The following is a 21825-nucleotide window of genomic DNA, read 5'->3' as shown; positions in this document are numbered from 1 at the left end:
GCTAATGACGAAAATACGTGTACATGAATACGCGAAGAAGGTTAACAAATCAAGCAAAGAGGTCATTGAAGAACTAGGTAAAATGAATGTGAGTGTATCAAATCATATGTCAATGATCGATACAAGCTCAGCAGAAAAATTGGATAAGAAGTTTTCAACTACGAAAAATTCGCCATCTAATAACCAAAGTGCTCCTCGTCCTCAAGGACAAAATTCAAATCGTCCACAAGGTCAGTCAGGTAACAACCGCCCACAAGGCCAAAGCAACAACCGTCCACAGGGGCAAAGCAGCAGTCGCCCGCAGGGGCAAACGGGCAATCGTCCTCAGGGTCAGAATAGTAATCGTCCCCAAGGCCAAACGGGTAACCGGCCACAAGGACAAAACAACAATCGTCCTCAAGGACAAACAGGCAACCGCCCACAGGGACAAAATAGCAATCGTCCCCAAGGTCAATCCAACAATCGTCCAGCAAGCGGTGGACAGAGCTCAGCTCCAGCAGGACAAAACCGTCCTAACCAAGGGCCGTCTGCTCAAAACCGACAAGGTGGTGGCGGAAATCGTCGAGGCGGACGTCCGCCAGCACGAGGCATTAACCAAGGGCGTCGTAGACATCGTCCAGCGAACCCGATGCCTAAAGTGGAAAAACCGTTACCGGAAAAAATCACGTTTTATGAATCACTATCTGTTGGAGAACTTGCGAACAAACTAGGTCGCGAGCCATCAGAAATCATTAAGAAGCTATTCCTTCTTGGTGTTATGGCTACCATTAACCAAGAGCTTGATAAAGATGCCATTGAATTGATTTGTGCAGAGTACGATGTTGAAGTGGAAGAAGAAATTCGCATTGATGTAACGGACCTTGAAATTTACTTTGAAGATCCAGATACAGATGAGGATTCTGTTGAAGCTGATACAGAAGCTACTGAGCGTCCACCTGTTGTTACAATCATGGGACACGTTGACCATGGTAAAACAACATTGCTCGACTCCATCCGAGATACGAAAGTCACTCAAGGTGAAGCAGGCGGAATCACTCAGCATATCGGTGCTTATCAGATTAAGTCCGGCGGGAAAAAGATCACATTCCTTGATACACCTGGACACGCAGCTTTCACAACAATGCGTGCACGTGGTGCAAAGGTTACTGACCTCACAATCCTAGTCGTAGCGGCTGATGATGGTGTTATGCCGCAGACCATTGAAGCGATTAACCACGCAAAAGCTGCTGAAGTTCCTATTATTGTTGCAGTGAATAAGATGGATAAACCTACAGCTAATCCGGATCGTGTCATGCAAGAATTGACAGAACATGGACTAGTTCCTGAAGCATGGGGCGGAGATACAATCTTTGTTTCGATTTCAGCATTAAAAGGTGAAGGAATCGATCAGCTGATCGAGATGATTTTACTGGTTGCTGAAGTTGCTGAATTGAAAGCAGATCCTTCTGTTCGAGCAAAAGGGACTGTCATTGAAGCTCAGCTTGACCGCGGTCGAGGTGCAGTTGCAACGTTACTTGTTCAAGATGGAACACTTCGAGTCGGAGATCCGATTGTAGTAGGAAACACTTTCGGTCGCGTTCGTGCGATGATTAATGATGTTGGGCGCCGTGTAAAAGAAGTGGGTCCTTCTGCTCCTGTTGAAATTACTGGGCTTAGCAATGTTCCGCAAGCAGGAGATCGTTTTGTAGTCTTCAAAGATGAGAAAACAGCCCGTCAAATCGGTGAGAGCCGTGCAGGGGAAGCAATCCAAGAACAGCGTACTGAAAAGACGCGTGTTACATTGGATAACTTGTTCGATCAGATGAAGGAAGGCGAAATGAAAGAATTGAACCTGATTGTCAAAGCGGATGTTCAAGGTACAGTGGAAGCAATGGCGGCTTCTCTCATGAAGATTGACGTAGAAGGTGTCAATGTGAAAATCATTCACACTGGTGCTGGCGCCATCAATGAATCGGATATTTCCTTAGCTGCTGCTTCAAACGCGATCGTCATCGGATTCAACGTACGTCCTGATGTAAATGCAAAGCGTGCTGCGGATGAAGAGGGCGTAGACATTCGTCTACACCGTGTCATTTATAAAGTTGTAGAAGAAATTGAATCTGCAATGAAAGGTATGCTTGACCCTGAATTTGAAGAAAAAGTAATCGGTCAAGTAGAAGTCCGTGAAACATTTAAAGTATCTAAAATCGGTACAATTGCCGGAAGTTATGTAACTGACGGTAAGATTACAAGAGATTCCTCAGTTCGTATTTACCGCGACAACATCGTCATTTTTGAAGGAGAACTTGATACATTAAAACGCTTCAAAGATGATGCCAAAGAAGTCGCAAAAGGCTACGAGTGTGGAATCACGATTAAGAACTTCAATGATATAAAAGAAGGCGACATTATTGAGCCATACATCATGCAGGAAATTAAGCGCGTGTGATTGTTTACGCAGAGTGTTCGTTCATCATTCCAATGGCGGCTTCTCTAAAAGATAAACGGTCAGTGCTCAAACGTATGATGGATCGTGTCAAAAATGGGTATAATGTTTCTATAGCTGAATTGGATCATCAAGATTTATGGCAAAGAACAACACTGGGTGTTGTCGCAATTGCTTCATCAACTGAAGCCGCTGAGCGTGAAATTCATCGCGTTCAGCGATTTCTTGAGTCCAATCCAGAGTGGGAACTTACTGAAATACAGATTGACTATCCAGGATAGTGAAGCGGGGTGAAACTCCATGTCAATGCGTGTTAATCGAGTTGCAGAACAAATGAAAAAAGAACTCGGTGACATTATAGGCCAACGTTTAAAAGATCCTCGTATTGGTTTCGTCACTGTTACCGATGTGGAAGTAACAGGGGATCTTCAACAGGCGACGATCTATATTTCTGTTCTCGGAAAAGATTCTGAGAGAGAAGCGTCACTAGAAGGACTTAAGAAAGCAAAAGGATTCATCCGCTCTGAAATTGGAAAACGGATCCGTTTAAGAAAAACACCAGAGATCGATTTCGCGTTTGATGAATCCGTCGCATACGGCAACCGAATCGAATCACTTCTACGTGAAGTGAAGGACGACGAGTCGGACAATTAAACAAAAGGGATCGGTATCCAATTGGATTTCCGATCCCTTTTTACGTTTACATAATACTTAGCTAGCTGGATAAGAGGAGGCGATGAAATGGATGGAATCCTACCGCTGTGGAAAGAAAAAGGGTTAACCTCACATGATTGTGTATTTAAATTACGGAAAATTCTCCGCACGAAAAAAGTAGGACATACAGGAACTCTTGATCCGAATGTAGAGGGCGTCCTTCCGATTTGCATCGGCTCAGCCACTAAAGTTGCATCATATATTACAGATTCAGGAAAAGAATACGTTGCTGAAGTGTTAATTGGAAAGGCAACCGAAACTGAAGATGCGGACGGGGCTGTTGTTGAAGAAGACTTATCGGACAAGGTCATCACTCGGGAACAAATCCTGCAAGCATTAGAATCTTTGACAGGTTCTATCACACAAATTCCTCCCATGTATTCTGCTGTAAAAGTAAATGGAAGAAAACTTTACGAATATGCAAGAAAAGGAATTGAAGTGGAGCGTCCAGAACGGATAGTCCACATCCATGAAATCGAGTTAATAAGTGAAGATGAGCAATTTAAAGGAGTTGAACCTCGTTTTACCATAAGAGTTTCTTGTGGTAAAGGGACGTACATCCGGACACTTGCAGTTCAAATCGGAGAACAACTTGGGTATCCTGCTCATATGTCCCAATTAGTCAGAACGGCATCAGGAACGTTTACACAAAATGACTGCCGTACTCTTGATGAAGTACGCAAGATGCAGGACTCAGGTATTCTTGAAACAATATTAAGACCTTTGGAATCAGCCTTAAATGGAATTGTTGAGGTTCAATTAGATGAAAACGAAGAACTACTATCCAAGATTTTAAATGGTCAAGTTCTACCACTTCATCCAGTATTCAATTCAGAAGACGAAGCGCTGTTTGTGTTAAATAGTAAAGCGCTAGCGGTGTATGCGCCTCATCCAGAAAAACAAGGGCTTATGAAACCGGTGAAAATGTTCCCGATTAATAGGGAAGAGGAGGAGAAGGACATTGGAAGTAATTAACTTGCACGTTGACCATGGAATCGTAAAAATTGTAGACAAAGAATTTTCGGTAGCCATCGGTTTTTTTGATGGGTTGCATAAAGGTCATCAGACAGTCATACAACGAGCGATTGATACATCAAAACAGTTAGATGTTTTACCAGCTGTCATAACATTCAATCCTCATCCCTCGCATCTATTTTCGGGTGAAAAAGGAAAGATTGGTTACATTACGCCTTTGGAAGAGAAAAAGCGAATTCTTAATGAAATGGGTATAGACACCCTGTTTATCATTACATTTGATCGACACCTTGCTGACTTGACACCTGAGGAGTTTGTTATTCAAGTGTTGAAAAAGTTGAATGTGCGTCATGTAACAGCTGGATTTGACTTCACGTTTGGTGCGAAAGGCAAAGGCACAATGGATCAGATGTCTTCTTTAGCTAATGGAGAATTTGGTACGACTCAAGTGGAAAAAGTTGCTGAGAACGATGAGAAAATTTCATCCACACGTATCCGTAAGTTACTCTCGGAAGGAAAAGTAGCAAAAACTGCAGCGTTACTTGGCAGACCTTTCCGTTCAATTGGTAAAGTAGTAGATGGGGATAAACGCGGTAGGCAGCTTGGTTTTCCGACTGCAAATATTATCCCAGGTGCTGAACTCATAGTTCCGCAAAATGGAGTCTATGCCGTTCGATTTACAGTAGACGGAACTACTTATGATGGAGTTTGTAATATCGGCGTCAAACCCACCTTCGATCATCCTGATGAAGCACGAAAAACGATTGAAGTGAATGTCTTCAATTTTGATGGAGATCTGTACGGCAAACAAGCAATTATTGACTGGATTGACCATATTAGACCTGAACAGAAATTCGATTCAATTGACAAGCTGATAAATCAGATTGCGCAAGATAAAGAAACCGCCAAAAAGATTCTTTCTAAAAAAGACTGATGGTTGCAAGGGGAAGTTGCGCATGCTATGATAGGTGAGTGTACAATGTACACGAACCTTTCCTTGGCATGACGATTCACCAACGTATGCTTGGGACTTGGGGATATTAAAGAATGGGAGGTGACTAGGATGGCTATTACACAAGAGCGTAAACATGAATTGATCAACGAATTCAAAACTCATGAAAACGACACAGGGTCTGCAGATGTTCAGATCGCTATCCTTACTGAAGAGATCAACAACTTGAACGAACACTTACGTTCACACAAGAAGGATAACCACTCACGCCGCGGTCTTTATAAGATGGTCGGTACACGTCGTCGTCTTTTGAAGTACTTGCGTGAAACAGAAGTTGCACGTTACCGTGATCTAATCGCTAAACTCGGCCTACGCCGTTAATATTGACAACCGAAAAAGCGGGCTTTGCCCGCTTTTTTCTATGCAAACGAACAATAACACTGATGTTCGGAACTCCTATATCCCATCACTTAATGAAATATTTCGCAAACCTTTGCTTAATTTGATACACTATTACGTAATACATACTACGTATACACAGGATGTAAATCGAGAGGAGATCAATCATGACAGAACACAAAAAGTTTACAATGGATTGGGCTGGCAGAGAGCTCACCATCGAAACAGGACAGCTCGCTAAGCAGGCAAACGGGGCTGTACTCGTACGGTACGGAGAAACAACTGTACTCTCCACTGCAACGGCTTCAAAAAAGCCAAAAGCATTAGATTTCTTTCCACTAACAGTGAATTATGAAGAACGTCTATATGCAGTAGGTAAAATCCCTGGTGGATTTATCAAGCGTGAAGGACGCCCATCTGAAAAAGCGATTTTGACCAGCCGTCTTATTGACCGTCCAATTCGACCTCTATTCCCGGATGGGTTCCGTAATGACCTGCAAGTTATTTCACTTGTGATGTCAGTAGACCAAGACTGTTCATCAGAAATGGCGGCAATGCTAGGTTCATCACTTGCAATTTCCATTTCAGATATTCCGTTTGACGGTCCTATTGCAGGAGTTCAAATCGGTCGTCTGAATGGTGAATTCATCGTCAATCCTACTCCGGCACAACTTGAAGCAAGCGAACTGGATCTTGTAGTGGCTGGAACAAAAGATGCGATTAACATGGTAGAAGCAGGCGCGAAAGAAGTGTCTGAAGATATTATGTTGGAAGCAATCATTTTTGGTCATGAAGAGATCAAAAAACTCGTTGCCTTCCAGGAGAAAATCATTTCTGAAGTCGGTAAAGAAAAGATGGAAATCGAACTATTTGAACTCGATCAGGATCTTGTTTCGACGATTAAGGAGAGCTGTAACAACGACTTAGTCCAAGCAATCCAAACAGAAGAAAAGCATGCACGTGAAGAAGCAATCACTGCTGTGAAAAACGAAGTGATCGCACGTTACGAAGAAAACGAAGCAGATGATGCGACGATGAAACAAGTTCGTAACGTTTTAGAGAAACTTGTAAAAGACGAAGTGCGTCGTCTTATTACAGACGAAAAAGTACGTCCAGATGGTCGGGGACTCGAAGAAATTCGTCCTCTATCTTCTGAAACAGGTATTCTTCCTAGAGCGCATGGTTCAGGTCTATTTACACGCGGACAAACTCAAGCGCTTAGTGTTTGTACATTAGGTGCACTAGGCGAAGTGCAAATTATTGATGGACTTGGATTAGAAGAAACAAAACGATTCATGCACCACTATAATTTCCCGAACTTCAGTGTTGGAGAAACGGGTCCAATCCGTGCTCCAGGTCGTCGTGAAATTGGTCACGGTGCACTAGGAGAACGCGCACTTTCAACAATCATTCCTGATGAAAAAGATTTCCCATATACAATTCGACTTGTCGCTGAAGTTCTTGAATCTAATGGTTCTTCATCTCAAGCTTCAATTTGTGCTTCAACTATGGCTATGATGAATGCAGGTGTTCCAATCAAAGCACCAGTTGCGGGAATCGCAATGGGACTTGTGAAAAAAGGGGACAACTACTCGGTACTGTCTGACATCCAAGGAATGGAAGACCACTTGGGCGATATGGACTTCAAAGTAGCAGGTACAGCTGAAGGAATTACAGCACTTCAAATGGATATAAAAATCGACGGTCTTTCTCGTCAGATTTTGGAAGAAGCATTGACTCAGGCCAAAATCGGTCGTATGAAGATTCTTGGTCATATGCTCGAAACAATTGCACAGCCAGCTCAAGAGCTTTCAAAATATGCTCCTAAGATTATCATGATCCACATCAATCCAGATAAGATCCGTGATGTTATCGGACCTGGTGGTAAAGTTATCAACAAAATTATTGAAGAAACTGGCGTGAAAATCGATACAGAACAAGATGGTACAATCTACATTTCCTCTCCGGATTCTGAGATGAACGACAAAGCGAAGAAGATGATCGAAAACATCGTCCGCGAAGCAAAAGTCGGGGAGTATTACATGGCTAAAGTGAAACGCATTGAAAAGTTCGGTGCTTTCCTTGAGTTATTCCCAGGAAAAGATGGATTGCTCCACATTTCTGAAATTCAAGAAGAACGTACAAAAGCAGTGGAAGACGTTATGAAATTGGGCGACGAACTCTTCGTCAAAGTCATCGAAATTGACAACCAAGGTCGCGTTAACTTATCACGTAAAATCGTCATTAAAGAAGAAAAAGAAAAAGCAGAACAAAAAGGCGAGTAATTTACATCGCAAGAAGCCTCCCTCCCACAGTTGTGAGAGCGGGGCTTTTTTGTTTAGGGATAATAGGGAGGCACAATAATGGTAACTATTCAAACACTAGAAAATGGCGTAAGGGTCGTAAGCGAAGCGATATCCCACGCCCGTTCGGTAACGCTTGGAATATGGGTAAAAGTAGGTTCTGCCGAAGAGTTGAAAGGTGAGGAAGGCATCGCACATTTCATTGAGCACATGCTCTTTAAAGGGACCACTTCCCTGACAGCCAAAGAAATCGCACAGCAATTTGATCGCTTTGGAGGCGATATCAACGCCTTTACGACAAAAGAAGCAACCTGTTTCTATGCCACTGTTTTAGAAGATCGTGCAGCAGACGCAGCTCGTATTTTAGCGGACATGCTATTGAATTCAAAATTAGATGAAACGGAAATGACGAAAGAAAAATCTGTCATTATCGACGAACTTGCATCAGTTGAAGATTCGCCAGAAGAAGATGCGGATGAACGATTATGGGCACTCATGTACCCTAACCACTCCATAGGCAGACCGATCGGAGGCACATCAGAGCGGGTTAAGTCCTTTACAAGACAGAACCTTATCTCATTTATGGATCGTTTTTATACACCGGAACGGATTATTATTTCTGTTGCAGGGAACTTTGATGATTCCTTATTACAAGCGATTGAGCAACTATTTGGTACATTTAGCAAACCCATTCCAGAAGAGCCACGTCCAACTTTAAAACCCGCTAATTTCAAAAGTGGAGAAGGACGAAAAGCAAAAGATATTGAGCAATCCCATCTGTTCCTAGGCTACCCAGGTCTTCCTCTCAAGCACCCTGACATATACAGCTTAGCATTGCTCGATAGTATTCTTGGAGGTACTATGTCATCGCGGTTGTTCCAAGAAGTGAGAGAAGAAAAAGGTTTGGCGTACTCGGTATACTCCTATTATGCCTCTCATGCCGAAGAAGGTGCATTCGTCATTGGCTGCGCAGCCTCTCCAGAGAACGAAAAACAGTTATTTGAAACCGTTCAATCCGTTATTCGCGAAATCATCGAGTATGGAGTAACTGATGAAGAACTCAGGAATGCAAAAGAACAAATGCGCGGAAGTTACCTAATTGGCTTAGAGAGTACAGAAGCGAGAATGCACCGAAATGGCAATAACGAGCTGATCTTAGGCGAACATCGTACGGAGGAGGAAGTCATTGCTCGGATCCAAGCAGTTACGACGAAAGATGTAGCAGAAATGGCAAAAACTTTACTAGGCAATACACCTGCAATATCTATTCTTTCTCCAAATCAAGACTAATCAAACGGATTGTCAGCTTTTCACATGTTCAATCATAGACTGGTTGTAAAGAGACTAGGAGGAATGCATGTGTTATTGTCTGAACTCGCTCAAAAAGAGCTGATTCAAGTAGAAGAGGGGATTCGTTATGGATTTTTAGCGGATACGGATTTGTTATTCGATCGCTCGAGCGGAACTATTATTGGTTTTGAAATTCGTGATCGTACGAGTAAGATACCATTTCTTCAAAAGAAAGAGGCGTCAAAACAATATATTCCGTGGAGCGAAATCGTGTTGATTGGCGAACATCGTATTTTATTTGGTCGTACACACTTCCTGGATGGAGCAGAGTTTGATGAGTGAAGCACGTTGGCTATTGATTGGTTCTGATCGTCGAATAGAAGAATGTGCCCGTTTGTTTAAAGAAAAAGGGTTGGATGTTACTGCTCACTTAAATGATGAAGTATCAGATAAGCTTACTGATAAAATTTGCGAAACTCATCCCACACACATCGTGTTGCCGATACAAGGGGCGAAAGGGCTGCTCGACTCAAAGCTATTTCCAAAGGGAACTGTCTTTTTTACAGGTATTATTCCTGAAATCCAGAAAGCAGAATTGGAATCAGCAGGTCATTTTGTAGCTAGCTATTTAGATGATGAACGATTTGTTTGGAATAATGCTCGTCTTACGGCAGAAGGTTTCGTGAAAGACTTTTATCTGGAAACAAACACGCCGATTGCAAGTACCCATTTTCAAATTGCTGGTTTTGGAAGAGTCGGCAGAATGCTTGCTCACGTTCTCTCGGCAGCTGGTGCCAAGCTGACAATTTTTGCAAGGTCAGAAGCTCAGCTCGGTGAAGCGGAAGCTTTGGGATTTGAAGTGGAAAATCTATCCCCAGATGTTGAATTCAAGCCGGGTTATCTGATTAACACCATTCCCGCGCGATGGCTCACTTTAGTGTCAGAAGATCCTCTCCGTGTGTTTGACCTGGCATCTAAGCCCGGGTGCCTAAAGCCCGGAATGTCCTCTGCATACTATACGTTACACCTCGGACTGCCGGGAAAACACTTCCCACAAAGAGCAGCAAGCTATTTGGCAGATACAATATTGAGGATGTGCAGAGGAAAGGAGTAAAAAAATGCTTGAAAACAAACGTATTGGATTAGGGATTACAGCGTCCCATTGTACGTATGAAGAATTGTTGCCGATGATTACTAAACTTCAAGACGCAGGAGCAACGGTCGTGCCAGTCATTACTCATTCAGTCCTTACAGCAGCTACCCGTTTCGGTACTGGAGAGGAATGGATTGAGAAGATCGAGCGAGCTACCGGCGAAAAAGTGATTTCTTCAATTGCGGGTGCTGAACCCTTTGGACCCTCCACACCGGTCGACTGCATGATTATCGCTCCACTTACAGGGAATTCAATGAGTCGCTTTGCGAACGCCGCCACCGATTCCCCTGTTCTAATGGCTGCTAAAGCCACGTTACGCAATTATTCACCAGTTCTTCTCGGGATCTCAACTAATGATGCTCTGGGATTGAATGCAGCTAACCTAGTCAAATTATTGAATATGAAAAATGTGTTCTTCATCCCATTCGGTCAAGACGATCCCTATAAAAAACCAAACTCCCTCATTAGTGACTTTTCATTAATTGTTGAAGCAGCAGCGGCAGCGATAGAAAAGGAACAGCTCCAGCCTCTATTAATACTTCATTCTTCTGAAAAATAAAGCCACCAATTATTCAATGTTATGGTATAATTCCTGCAATACGAATTATCGATGTCCTCATTTTTTGTATGGCATCGTGTTAGAGAAGGAGAATCATCATGCAGACTTATACAGTTGCGATTGTTGGTGCGACAGGTGCAGTTGGCGCCAAAATTCTTGATAAACTTATTGAGCGGGCTTTCCCTTTCCGTTCTGTGAAATTATTGGCTTCATCGAGATCAGCAGGTACTGTTATACAAGCGGGTGGAAGATTATTCACTATCGAAGAAGCGAAACCAGAGTCATTCAATGGCGTCGATTTTGCTTTTTTCAGTGCGGGAGGCGCAATTTCAGAAGAACTTGCAACTGAAGCCACTCGTCGAGGGACGATCGTGATTGATAATACAAGTGCGTTCAGAATGGATGCAGAGGTTCCACTTGTTGTCCCGGAAGTGAATCCAAAAGCATTGAACACCCATAATGGGTTGATCGCAAATCCGAACTGCTCAACGATTCAAATGGTCGTTGCACTTAATCCTATAAAAGAAGCATTTGGCATTAAGAAAATACTTGTATCTACGTATCAAGCGGTTTCTGGTGCAGGAGCAGATGCGATCTTGGAATTGAAATCGCAAAGTGGACAATTTGACAGTAGAGCGGAAAATTCAGCGTCACAGCTGCCGAGCGCTGGTGCTGAGCGACATTATCCAATTGCATTTAACGCGATTCCGCAAATCGATTCTTTTGATGATATGGGGTATACAAAAGAAGAATGGAAAATGATTAATGAAACGAAAAAAATATTCAATGATCCTTCCATCGCTGTTTCCGCAACTTGCGTGAGATTGCCAGTCGTCACGGGGCATTCAGAATCGGTATATGTGGAAATAGATAAAGAAGGCATTACAGCGGAGGAATTCAGTCGGGCGATTGCAAAAGCACCAGGTGTGGTCGTTCAAGATAATCCATCAACTCAAACGTATCCAATGCCGCTTTTTGCCGAAAATAAGGACGATGTCTACGTAGGACGTATACGGAAAGATCCTGATCATCCAAGAGGCTTTCACTTGTGGATTGTCGCGGATAACTTGTTGAAGGGTGCTGCGTTAAACTCTGTTCAAATTGCAGAACAGCTCCTTAAAAATCGCGACGCACAAAACAACTAGATAACTGAAAAGGAAGGGTGCGAATGAAGTTAGGTTCGATTGGTACAGCGATGGTCACACCGTTTAACGAAGAAGGTGAGATTGACTATGAAGTGACACGACTTCTTATTAATCACTTAATCGAAAACGGAACGAATTCGCTCATTGTCAATGGAACAACTGGGGAATCACCTACTTTGTCAGAAGAAGAAAAAGAGCAGTTGCTCGCTCATGCAATTTCAATTGTGGATAAACGAATCCCAGTCATTGCTGGTACGGGAAGTAATAATACCCGTGCTTCAATACGAGCAACAAAACGTGCCGAACAGCTTGGTGCTGATGGGGTAATGCTTGTAGTGCCCTATTACAACAAACCTGATCAAAACGGTATGTACGAACATTTTAAATCCATTGCAGAAAGCACTTCACTACCGGTATTGCTCTATAACATTCCTGGAAGATCCGGTGTGAATTTATCCGCAGAAACAGTGATTCGATTATCAAACATATCGAACATTGAAGCTGTTAAAGAAGCGAGCGGAGACTTGTCACAAATGGCTGCAATTATTGAAGGAACAGACGATACATTCAGTGTCTACAGTGGTGATGATGCGTTAACATTACCGCTGATGGCAATTGGTGGATCCGGAGTTATTTCCGTATCTTCGCATATCGTCGGACTCGAGATGCAACGCATGATCCACGATTTTCAGAACGGAAACATTGCCAATGCGGCCTTGCTCCATCAATCTCTCATGCCGCTGTTTCAATCGGTATTTTCAAAACCTAACCCAGTGCCAATTAAGTATTTCTTGAAAAAGGCTGGGCTTCCAGTAGGAGATGTACGTTTACCCCTTGTCGGAATTTCAGAAGTGGATTCTTATTTGGACCTTACTCTACAAACATTTAAACAACAATTTGATTCGAAAAAGAAATAGCCGGCGAGACTGCCGGCTTTTTTTGTTTGTGCAGAAGTGCTATGTCAAGTATAATGAGAACTAATCGTTTAGCGCGGGAATTTTATATAGGAGGAAACAATGTGACTAAAGTCAAAAATGAAGTAATAAAAGTCATTCCGCTTGGCGGGGTGGGAGAATTAGGGAAATCGATGTATGTGGTAGAAATCGATGATGAATTATTTGTTGTCGATGCGGGCCTGATGTTCCCAGAAGAAGAAATGCTGGGAATCGATTTCGTAATTCCGGATATGACATACCTAGAAGAAAACAAAGAACGTGTTAAAGGGATTTTCTTAACGCACGGTCACGAGGATGCAATTGGTGCAATCGCGTATTTGTTACAAAAAGTACAAGCTCCAGTTTACGGATCAAAACTTACACTTGCACTTGCTAAAGAGCATTTAAAAGTGATGCCTGCTCCTTCGAATGTGAAGTTTTTCGAAGTGTCAACAAAGAGTCGTATGAACTTCAAACGTACATACGTGACATTTTTCAATACGACTCATAGTATTCCAGATGCACTTGGTATTGTGTTCCATACGAGTGAAGGAGCAATCGTTCACACAGGAGAGTTCAAATTTGACCAAGCAGCTAAAGGACCTTACAAGCCTGACCTTGGGAAGATGGCAGCTCTTGGCGAAGAGGGTGTATTTATTTTAATGTCCGACTCAACAGAGGCTGAGCGACCAGGTTATACAACATCGGAAACAGTAGTCGAAACTCAATTGTCAAAAACTTTTTATGGAGCAGAGGGAAGAATTCTAGTGGCAGTCTATGCTTCGAATTTCTTACGAATCCAGCAAGTTTTAGACAAAGCGGCTGAGGCAGGCAAGAAAGTTGCTGTTGTCGGTAAAAGCTTGGAAAGCTATTTTGAAGTCGGCGTAAAACTTGGCTATTTAAATGTTGGCGAAGGAATCGTCATTTCTGTTAAAGATATAGGGAACTACAATGATAGCGAAGTCGTCATTATTTTGACAGGTAACCAAGGGGAACCACTCGAAGCACTTGAAAAAATCGTACGCAAACATCATCGGGATATTCGTATTAAAGATACAGATACGGTGTTAATCACGGTTACACCGTCTCCAGGATCTGAGGTCTCTGTATATTCAATGATGAACGAACTTGCAAAAGCGGGTGCAACCGTCTTGACGTCTGCGCGTAATGTCCATGTTTCAGGACATGGTAGTCAAGAAGATTTGAAAATGATGCTTAATCTTATGCAACCGAAAAACTTCATTCCGGTAACGGGTGAATACAGAATGCTTATTGCTCACTCGAAACTTGCACAAGAGACTGGAATGCGCAAAAACCAGATATTCATTGCAGATAAAGGCGATATCGTTGAATACAAGAATGGTAAGATTAGAATGAGTGGTCGCGTAACTGCAGGAAATATTTTGATTGATGGAATTGGCGTAGGGGACGTTGGAAATATTGTCTTGCGCGATCGTAAACTCCTATCCCAAGATGGGATCTTTACAATTGTCATTACATTAAGCCGTAAACAAAAGAAAATTGCGGCAGGTCCTGAAATTGTCTCCCGTGGATTTGTCTACGTTCGTGAATCAGAGGAGCTGCTAGAAGAAGCATCTAATCTGATTCGTAAAATTGTAGAAAAATATGTGAATAAAGAAACGTTTGAATGGACAAACATTAAACAAGAGATCCGAGACACGCTCAGCTCTTATTTGTATCAACAAACGAAGAGACGCCCAATGATTATTCCAATAATAATGGAGTATTGATCGTAAGATTCTTCTTAAGGATTTCCTTGCCGTCAGGCAGGAAATCCTTTTTTCGCAAAAAGGAGGTACAGCATGTCTAAGAAAGTCTCAAAAAAGAAAAAGAAACGATCACCAAGTAAAAAAAAGGGGAAATCGCCATTAAATCCTCTTTTGTTTGAAGTAATTGGTTTAGCGATGCTTGCACTTGCAGTCATCATGATTTTTGAATTTGGAATTGTGGGTAGAGGTTTAGGTTCATTTGGCAGATTCCTTTTTGGTAATTGGCATGTAGCTTTGCCGTTCATCCTAATAGTTCAAGCAATCCTGTTTATGGTGAAACGTGGAGAACTTGGTTGGAAAAATCGGATTGTCGGTGGAAGTCTTTGCATACTAGCAAGCTTGCTCTTATTTAGCCACATCCTTTTGTTTAAAGAACTGTCCGCTAGTCGTGTCCTTATGTCGGATTCCGCTCTAAAGGAAACGTGGAAAGTACTTATCTCAAATGGAGGGATTAGTACTAGAAGTGGAACGCTTGGCGGCGGCATGATCGGGGCCGTCCTTTTTGCAATGTTCTATTCACTCTTCGATTCTGCAGGTGCAGCTGTCGCGGGTGTATTGCTTTTATTGACAGGTCTGATTCTCGTATCTGGTAAAGCGCTCGCGCCATATCTTGCTGAGTGGTTTCCAGCTGCATTCTCAACTGTAAAACAGAAACTAAAAGGCATTAATTTCCGTACTGCACCTAAAGTAACGCCAGAAAAGAAGTCAAAACCAATACGGACAACACGCTCGAGCAAGCATCAGAAGGAGCCTGTTCAAGAAAAAGAATCTACAACGAATGTTGTAGGGATGCATGAGGAAGAGGAACCTTATGTACAGCCGATCATTTCAGCATTTAATGAACGGAATGAAGAAGCAGAAAAACCAACGCAAAAAGAGACAGAATCTGTACCTCATGTAGATGAAAAGGAGCTCGATTCTACTGAAATATCTAACGATCCTTATCAAGGTGTCTCGGGAGAAAAAGAGAACGAATCCTACCAGTTGCCATCGTTTAATCTATTGAAACAACCTCCTGAAAATGATCAGTCAGGTGAATACAACGCAATACAAGCAAACGCACAAAAATTGGAACGGACATTTCACAGTTTTGGCGTGAAAGCACGCGTTACCCAAGTCCATCTAGGCCCTGCGGTAACCAAGTATGAAGTACTGCCAGATACCGGTGTGAAAGTAAGCCGAATTGTCAGTTTAGCTGATGACATTGCGCTTGCACTTGCAGCAAGTGGAATCCGGATTGAAGCACCAATTCCAGGGAAATCAGCTGTAGGAATTGAAGTACCTAATACAGCGGTTGCAGTAGTGAGTTTGCGTGAAGTGCTAGAAGCGAAAGAGAATAACCGTCCGGATTCGAAACTTCTTATTGCTTTAGGACGAGATGTCACAGGAGAGGCAATGCTCTCAGAGTTGAACAAGATGCCTCACGTGCTAATCGCGGGAGCCACCGGTAGTGGTAAGAGTGTCTGCGTAAACGGAATCATTATTAGCATTATAATGAGAGCTAAGCCACATGAAGTGAAAATGATGATGATTGACCCTAAGATGGTCGAATTGAATGTTTACAATGGGATTCCTCATTTACTGGCGCCAGTTGTTACAGACCCTAGGAAAGCGGCTCAAGCCTTGAAGAAAGTCGTATCTGAAATGGAAAGACGCTATGAGCTATTTTCCCATACAGGCACGAGGAATATTGAGGGATATAATACACATATCGACACTTGGAATGAAGAAAATGATGAAAAGCACCCGAAAATGCCTTATATCGTAGTCATCGTGGATGAGCTTGCGGACTTAATGATGGTTGCATCCAACGAAGTGGAAGATGCAATTACAAGACTTGCTCAAATGGCCAGAGCTGCCGGGATCCATTTGATTATCGCAACTCAGCGACCAAGCGTAGATGTCATCACAGGAATCATCAAAGCTAATATTCCATCTAGAATTGCATTTTCGGTCTCTTCTGCCATCGATTCCCGAACGATTCTTGATAGTGGCGGCGCGGAAAAGCTTCTTGGAAGAGGAGATATGCTCTTCCTGCCAGCAGGTGCTTCCAAGCCAACGCGGGTTCAAGGCGCTTTTGTTTCGGATCGTGAAGTAGAGTCAGTTGTGGACTTTGTCATACAGCAACAAAAAGCGCAGTATCAGGAAGAAATGATTCCAACAGAAATCGAAGAAGTGCATCATTTTGATGAGACGGATGAGCTCTATGATGATGCGGTCCAGTTAGTCGTAGAGATGCAAACTGCCTCAGTTTCCTTACTACAAAGACGTTTCCGTGTAGGGTATTCAAGAGCGGCACGCATTGTCGACCAAATGGAAATGCGTGGGGTGGTAGGGCCTCCAGAAGGAAGTAAGCCGAGACAGGTATTGGTAGGGAAAGATTCAACAGACGTGTAACACAGGAATTTGTCAGATTTAGAACAATAAGCAGGTGTAGAAAATTATTTTTTTGAAACGATGTTTATTTTCTCTTCGTTAAATGTTATAGTATGGGTGAATAGAACGACGTTAAACATCAGAGGTCTGACCTCGGCCGGAGGGAGATGGGTTGATGATAAAGGCAGACCAAAGACATTTATATGTCCAAGTCATCGAGCATATTAAGCAGGACATTGAGGCCGGCGTGTTTAAAGAAAATGAAAAATTCCCTTCGGAGTTTGAACTGGCTAGGACGTTAGGAGTAAGTCGGGCGACATTGCGAGAAGCACTTCGTGTATTAGAAGAAGAGAAAATAATTGTTCGAAAACACGGCGTCGGGACATTTTTGAAAGCGCGTCCATTGTTCTCTTCAGGCATCGAAGAACTATCAAGTGTTTCTTCTATGATTCGGGATGCCGGTATGGAGCCAGGAACGATTTTTCTTGAAGTTTCAGATGCACTTGCAACGGAAGAGAGTATTGAAAAGTTCGGTTGCACCTATGAGGACTCCATTGTTACAATTAAGAGAGTTCGAACAGCTGACGGTGAACCCGTCGTATATTGTGTTGATCAAGTAAACGAGAAGGATCTTCAAACGGAAGCGTCAACTCTTATGAAGAATTCGATTTTTGATGCGCTAGAAAAAGATGGGTCAATTCACATTACCCAAGCGATAGCGCATATTGAACCTGTAGGATACGATCATGAAGCATCTTCCATACTTAGGTGTGGCGTCGATGTCCCACTGCTTGTATTGCTACAAAAACACTACACAGAAACTGGTGAGATGGTCCTATTCTCGAAGAACTATTTTCGCGCGGACAAATTCAGCTTCCACGTAGTACGTAAACGGGTATAAGGCGATTTCGCCATAATCATACCAACATATAAATAGGGAGGTCACAAAATGAGTAAACGCAGATTTGGTCTTGCACTGTCTCTTGTACTTGCTGCAGGTACAGTTTTGGGAGCTTGTGGTTCAGACAAAGAAGAAGGCAAGGGAAGTGACAAAGGTTCATCTTCTGACGGAGGCAATACATCTGAATTTTCTCTTGGAATGGTAACGGATGTCGGTGGTATTGACGACAAATCTTTCAACCAATCCGCTTGGAAAGGAATTCAGGACTTTGGTTCGGAAAACAGCTTGAAAAAGGGCGATGGAGGATTTGACTACTTGCAATCACAAAGTGATGCAGACTACACAACAAATCTAAATGCGCTCGCTCGACGTGATTTCAACTTGATCTTTGGTGTTGGATTCCTTATGGAAGATGCAATTGACACAATTGCTCAACAACAAAAAGATACTGAGTTCGCTATCATTGATGGTGTTGTTGAACAGCCAAACGTAGCAAGCGTGCTCTTTAAAGAACAAGAGGGTGCATACCTTGCAGGTGTTGCTGCAGCTCTAATGACTAAATCCGATAAAATCGGTTTTGTTGGCGGTATGGAAATTCCAGTAATCGAACGTTTTGAAGTTGGTTTCTTAGCGGGTGTTAAAGCCGTTCGTCCAGACATTAAAGTAGATGTTCAATACACAGGTGCATTTGATAAAGCAGAACTTGGTAAAGCAGCAGCTAACCGCATGTATTCATCAGGCGTAGATATTATTTTCCACGCAGCTGGTGGTAGTGGTAACGGTGTATTCAGTGAAGCTAAAGAACGTAAATCAGCAGACAAAGATGCATATGTATGGGTAATCGGAGTCGACTCTGACCAGTACGACGAAGGTCAAGTTGGAGACGAGAACGTAACATTGACTTCAATGTTGAAGCGTGTTGATAACGCTGTAAACGATATCGCGAAGCTTTCTAAGGAAGGTAAATTCCCTGGCGGCGAAACAAAAGTTTACGGTTTGCATGATGAAGGTGTAGCGCTTGCAGATTCACGCGGTGCGATTCCTGAAGATGTACTTGCTGAAATCGAGAAGTATGACAAAGATATTTCCGATGGCAAAATCGAGGTTCCAGGTGAAAAGTAAGAGGACTCTCTAATGAAAAGAATGGGGGCCGGTTCATACCGGCCTTCGTTGTTTTTATATACATAGTCAGAATCAGAAATTCCTAAATTGACAGACTAAAAGGTTCTGTTTGGAATCTTTTATTGTGTTAATTTAACAAACAAAACTAGTAGAAACTATAAGCAAGGAAGTGAGATCAGTGGAATACGTCATCGAGATGCTGAATATCAAAAAGAAATTTGGCACTTTCTATGCGAATAACAATATTACTCTCCAGTTGGAAAAAGGCGAGATTCATGCTCTCCTCGGAGAAAATGGTGCAGGTAAGTCCACATTGATGAATGTATTATTCGGTCTATACCAGCCAGATGGCGGAGAGATTAGAGTTAAAGGCAAAAAAGTAGACATCACAGATCCTAACGTAGCCAACGACTTGGGAATCGGAATGGTGCATCAACACTTTATGCTTGTTGAGAATCTAACAGTTACTGAAAATATTATTCTTGGCAGTGAACCTACCAAGATGGGGATGCTCAACATCAAGGACTCTGCTAAGAAAGTAGCGGAAATTTCAAAACTATATGGGTTGGATGTTGACCCGCATGCGAAGATTGAAGACATTTCGGTCGGAATGCAACAACGTGTGGAAATTCTGAAAACACTTTATCGTGGAGCAGAAATTCTAATTTTTGATGAGCCGACAGCATCTTTAACGCCACAGGAGATAGATGAATTAATTAGAATTATGCACAAGTTGATTGAAGAAGGAAAGTCAATCATTCTAATTACTCACAAACTACAAGAGATTATGTCAGTTTCAGATCGTGTAACTGTTATTCGTAAAGGGGAAGGGATCGGTACGGTTATTACTGCTGAAACGAATCCTGAAGAACTTGCTACGCTTATGGTTGGGCGCCAAGTTACATTCAAAACAGAAAAAGGACCATCGCATCCTACAGAAGAAATTTTGAAGATTGAAAACCTTGTCGTAACAGATTATCGAGGTATTGAAAAAGTAAAAAACCTAAACCTATCTGTCCGTCGAGGTGAAATTGTTGGTCTCGCTGGAATTGATGGCAATGGTCAGTCCGAACTGATTGAAGCAATTACAGGACTGCGCAAAGTGAAGTCCGGTAAAATCATCATGGGTGATAAAGACGTTACGAATAAGAACCCAAGACATATTACCGAAAATGGATTGGGGCATATCCCGCAAGACCGTCATAAACATGGTCTTGTTCTGGATTTCAGTGTTGGATATAACGCTGCTTTGCAGTCCTATTATCAAAAACCATTTTCCGCGAATGGTCTTATGAACTACAAGGAAGTAACGAAACATGCAAACAAACTAATTTCGGACTTTGATGTTCGAACACAAGGTGAACACGAACTTGCTCGTGCTCTTTCTGGAGGAAATCAACAGAAGTTGATTATCGGTCGTGAAGTGGACCGGAACCCAGATCTACTGATTGCGGCACTTCCTACCAGAGGACTTGACGTGGGCGCTATTGAGTTTATTCACAAACGTCTCATTGAACAGCGTGATAATGGGAAAGCAGTTCTGTTAATTTCGTTCGAGCTAGATGAAGTAATGAACGTATCCGATCAGATTGCCGTTATTTATGATGGCGCGATTGTTGACACGGTAACCCCTGCTGAAACGAGTGAACAAGAACTCGGTCTGTTCATGGCAGGACATAACAAAAGTGAAATTGTTGAAGGCAATGACGGTGCTGTATTGAAAGAAGGTGATGACGATCATGTCTAATCGATTAATAAATGTGCTCGTTCCGGTGATTTCAATTATCCTCGGATTACTAGTCGGAGCGGTTGTCATGCTTGTAAGTGGCTACGATCCTGTAGCGGGTTATATTGCACTTTGGAACGGTATATTTGGTGATGCTTATGCGATTGGAGAAACCATTCGTCAAATCAGCCCATATATCCTTGCTGGACTAGCGGTTGCTTTTGCCTTCCGAACAGGTCTATTTAATATCGGAGTTGAAGGTCAGCTGATCGTTGGTTGGTTCGCAGCAGCTTACGTAGGTATGGCTTTCGAATTACCGAAAATCATTCACTTGCCGCTAGCATTGCTTGCAGCGGCAGCAGCAGGAGCAATTTGGGGTCTAATTCCGGGTTTGCTGAAAGCGACTTTGAAAGTTCACGAAGTAATTGTCACTATTATGATGAACTATATTGCACTGTATGTTGTGAACGCGCTTATTAAAGTGTTGGCTAATGGCGGATTTAAAACAGAAAAAATCCATGATACGGCATCATTGCGTTCGGACTTCTTATCGGAGCTTACAGATTACTCTACGCTTCACTACGGAATCTTTGTCGCACTCTTAATGGTGTTCGTAATGTGGTTCATCCTAGAAAAGATGAAACTAGGATACGAGCTTAAATCAGTTGGTTTTAACGAAAATGCTGCACAATATGCAGGAATGAGTGTTAAGAAAAACATTATCATGGCCATGCTCATTTCAGGAGCATTCGCTGGTCTGGCGGGTGCAATGGAGGCACTTGGAACATTCGGCAACATGTCTACAAGAGCTGGATTTACTGGAATCGGTTTTGACGGAATCGCGGTTGCCTTGTTGGGTGCAAATACTCCACTAGGTGTAGTTTTCGGAGCGAGTTTGTTTGGTTCGCTTAAATATGGTGCAAACAATATGCCGAATGCTGCAAATATACCGATTGAAATTGTATCAATTGTTATTGCGTTAATAATCTTCTTTGTAGCATCTGGTTATATCATTCGCGTAGGATTACAACGAATTAGCAAGAAAAAGGAGGCGAAGTAA

General features: G+C 42.5%; 19 protein-coding genes. All 19 read left to right on the top strand.

Annotated features, from left to right (window positions below):
- Positions 1-4 precede the first annotated feature (4 nt).
- The 19 genes from infB to N693_RS0111720 all read left to right on the top strand — a co-directional run bounded on the left by infB (position 5) and on the right by N693_RS0111720 (position 21825).
- Positions 5-2428, top strand: coding sequence for a translation initiation factor IF-2 (infB, locus tag N693_RS0111810; RefSeq protein WP_025785007.1), 2424 nt, complete (start codon positions 5-7; stop codon positions 2426-2428).
- On the top strand, positions 2425-2706 hold the full coding sequence (locus N693_RS0111805) for a DUF503 domain-containing protein (protein WP_025785006.1): 282 nt from the start codon (positions 2425-2427) through the stop codon (positions 2704-2706). Before infB ends, N693_RS0111805 begins: the two co-directional genes overlap by 4 nt.
- 19 nt (positions 2707-2725) lie before the next feature.
- On the top strand, positions 2726-3079 hold the full coding sequence (gene rbfA, locus N693_RS0111800) for a 30S ribosome-binding factor RbfA (RefSeq protein ID WP_025785005.1): 354 nt from the start codon (positions 2726-2728) through the stop codon (positions 3077-3079).
- Between the two features lie 87 nt (positions 3080-3166).
- Complete coding sequence (truB, locus tag N693_RS0111795; RefSeq protein WP_025785004.1) at positions 3167-4114, top strand: tRNA pseudouridine(55) synthase TruB; 948 nt, start codon at positions 3167-3169, stop codon at positions 4112-4114.
- Positions 4101-5048, top strand: a complete 948-nt coding sequence (locus N693_RS0111790; protein ID WP_025785003.1) for a bifunctional riboflavin kinase/FAD synthetase — start codon at positions 4101-4103, stop codon at positions 5046-5048. The genes truB and N693_RS0111790 overlap by 14 nt, the downstream gene beginning before the upstream one ends.
- Before the next feature lie 129 nt (positions 5049-5177).
- Entirely contained in the window at positions 5178-5447 is a 270-nt protein-coding gene (gene rpsO / locus N693_RS0111785; RefSeq protein WP_025785002.1) for a 30S ribosomal protein S15, read from the top strand.
- A 185-nt stretch (positions 5448-5632) separates the two neighbouring features.
- Positions 5633-7750 (top strand): polyribonucleotide nucleotidyltransferase, encoded by a 2118-nt coding sequence (gene pnp, locus N693_RS0111780; protein WP_025785001.1) that lies wholly within the window; start codon positions 5633-5635, stop codon positions 7748-7750.
- 78 nt (positions 7751-7828) lie between these two features.
- The gene (locus N693_RS0111775) at positions 7829-9058 is read left to right on the top strand and encodes a pitrilysin family protein (RefSeq protein WP_025785000.1); all 1230 of its coding nucleotides are present in this window, start codon (positions 7829-7831) and stop codon (positions 9056-9058) included.
- 63 nt (positions 9059-9121) lie between these two features.
- The gene (locus N693_RS0111770; RefSeq protein WP_371257560.1) at positions 9122-9400 is read left to right on the top strand and encodes a YlmC/YmxH family sporulation protein; all 279 of its coding nucleotides are present in this window, start codon (positions 9122-9124) and stop codon (positions 9398-9400) included.
- A complete protein-coding gene (locus N693_RS19690) occupies positions 9393-10172 on the top strand; it encodes a hypothetical protein (RefSeq protein WP_025784998.1) in 780 nt (259 codons plus the stop codon). Before N693_RS0111770 ends, N693_RS19690 begins: the two co-directional genes overlap by 8 nt.
- Before the next feature lie 4 nt (positions 10173-10176).
- On the top strand, positions 10177-10770 hold the full coding sequence (locus N693_RS0111760) for a dipicolinate synthase subunit B (protein WP_025784997.1): 594 nt from the start codon (positions 10177-10179) through the stop codon (positions 10768-10770).
- A 98-nt stretch (positions 10771-10868) separates the two neighbouring features.
- The gene (locus N693_RS0111755) at positions 10869-11915 is read left to right on the top strand and encodes an aspartate-semialdehyde dehydrogenase (protein WP_037593173.1); all 1047 of its coding nucleotides are present in this window, start codon (positions 10869-10871) and stop codon (positions 11913-11915) included.
- A gap of 23 nt (positions 11916-11938) precedes the next feature.
- Positions 11939-12832, top strand: a complete 894-nt coding sequence (gene dapA, locus N693_RS0111750) for a 4-hydroxy-tetrahydrodipicolinate synthase (RefSeq protein WP_025784995.1) — start codon at positions 11939-11941, stop codon at positions 12830-12832.
- A 101-nt stretch (positions 12833-12933) separates the two neighbouring features.
- Positions 12934-14601, top strand: coding sequence for a ribonuclease J (locus N693_RS0111745; RefSeq protein WP_025784994.1), 1668 nt, complete (start codon positions 12934-12936; stop codon positions 14599-14601).
- A gap of 72 nt (positions 14602-14673) precedes the next feature.
- A complete protein-coding gene (locus tag N693_RS0111740) occupies positions 14674-17037 on the top strand; it encodes a DNA translocase FtsK (RefSeq protein WP_025784993.1) in 2364 nt (787 codons plus the stop codon).
- Positions 17038-17188: 151 nt separating this feature from the next.
- On the top strand, positions 17189-17917 hold the full coding sequence (locus N693_RS0111735) for a GntR family transcriptional regulator (RefSeq protein WP_025784992.1): 729 nt from the start codon (positions 17189-17191) through the stop codon (positions 17915-17917).
- 48 nt (positions 17918-17965) lie between these two features.
- On the top strand, positions 17966-19039 hold the full coding sequence (locus N693_RS0111730) for a BMP family protein (protein WP_025784991.1): 1074 nt from the start codon (positions 17966-17968) through the stop codon (positions 19037-19039).
- Between the two features lie 178 nt (positions 19040-19217).
- Entirely contained in the window at positions 19218-20786 is a 1569-nt protein-coding gene (locus N693_RS0111725) for an ABC transporter ATP-binding protein (RefSeq protein ID WP_025784990.1), read from the top strand.
- Entirely contained in the window at positions 20779-21825 is a 1047-nt protein-coding gene (locus N693_RS0111720) for an ABC transporter permease (RefSeq protein WP_025784989.1), read from the top strand. The genes N693_RS0111725 and N693_RS0111720 overlap by 8 nt, the downstream gene beginning before the upstream one ends.

The sequence above is a fragment of the Sporosarcina sp. D27 genome (genome assembly GCF_000586555.1).
Taxonomy (GTDB): Bacteria; Bacillota; Bacilli; order Bacillales_A; family Planococcaceae; genus Sporosarcina.
Note: the sequence above shows the minus strand (reverse complement) of the source record. Positions and strands in the feature narration are given on the sequence as shown.

Bases quoted from the DNA above. Each gene is read 5' to 3' on its own strand.
- N693_RS0111760 (WP_025784997.1), top strand. From the start codon at position 10,177: ATGCTTGAAAACAAACGTATTGGATTAGGGATTACAGCGTCCCATTGT.
- N693_RS0111720 (WP_025784989.1), top strand. From the start codon at position 20,779: ATGTCTAATCGATTAATAAATGTGCTCGTTCCGGTGATTTCAATTATC.
- infB (WP_025785007.1), top strand. From the start codon at position 5: ATGACGAAAATACGTGTACATGAATACGCGAAGAAGGTTAACAAATCA.
- truB (WP_025785004.1), top strand. From the start codon at position 3,167: ATGGATGGAATCCTACCGCTGTGGAAAGAAAAAGGGTTAACCTCACAT.
- N693_RS0111770 (WP_371257560.1), top strand. From the start codon at position 9,122: ATGCATGTGTTATTGTCTGAACTCGCTCAAAAAGAGCTGATTCAAGTA.
- pnp (WP_025785001.1), top strand. From the start codon at position 5,633: ATGACAGAACACAAAAAGTTTACAATGGATTGGGCTGGCAGAGAGCTC.
- dapA (WP_025784995.1), top strand. From the start codon at position 11,939: ATGAAGTTAGGTTCGATTGGTACAGCGATGGTCACACCGTTTAACGAA.
- N693_RS19690 (WP_025784998.1), top strand. From the start codon at position 9,393: ATGAGTGAAGCACGTTGGCTATTGATTGGTTCTGATCGTCGAATAGAA.
- N693_RS0111730 (WP_025784991.1), top strand. From the start codon at position 17,966: ATGAGTAAACGCAGATTTGGTCTTGCACTGTCTCTTGTACTTGCTGCA.
- N693_RS0111775 (WP_025785000.1), top strand. From the start codon at position 7,829: ATGGTAACTATTCAAACACTAGAAAATGGCGTAAGGGTCGTAAGCGAA.
- rpsO (WP_025785002.1), top strand. From the start codon at position 5,178: ATGGCTATTACACAAGAGCGTAAACATGAATTGATCAACGAATTCAAA.
- N693_RS0111740 (WP_025784993.1), top strand. From the start codon at position 14,674: ATGTCTAAGAAAGTCTCAAAAAAGAAAAAGAAACGATCACCAAGTAAA.
- rbfA (WP_025785005.1), top strand. From the start codon at position 2,726: ATGTCAATGCGTGTTAATCGAGTTGCAGAACAAATGAAAAAAGAACTC.
- N693_RS0111755 (WP_037593173.1), top strand. From the start codon at position 10,869: ATGCAGACTTATACAGTTGCGATTGTTGGTGCGACAGGTGCAGTTGGC.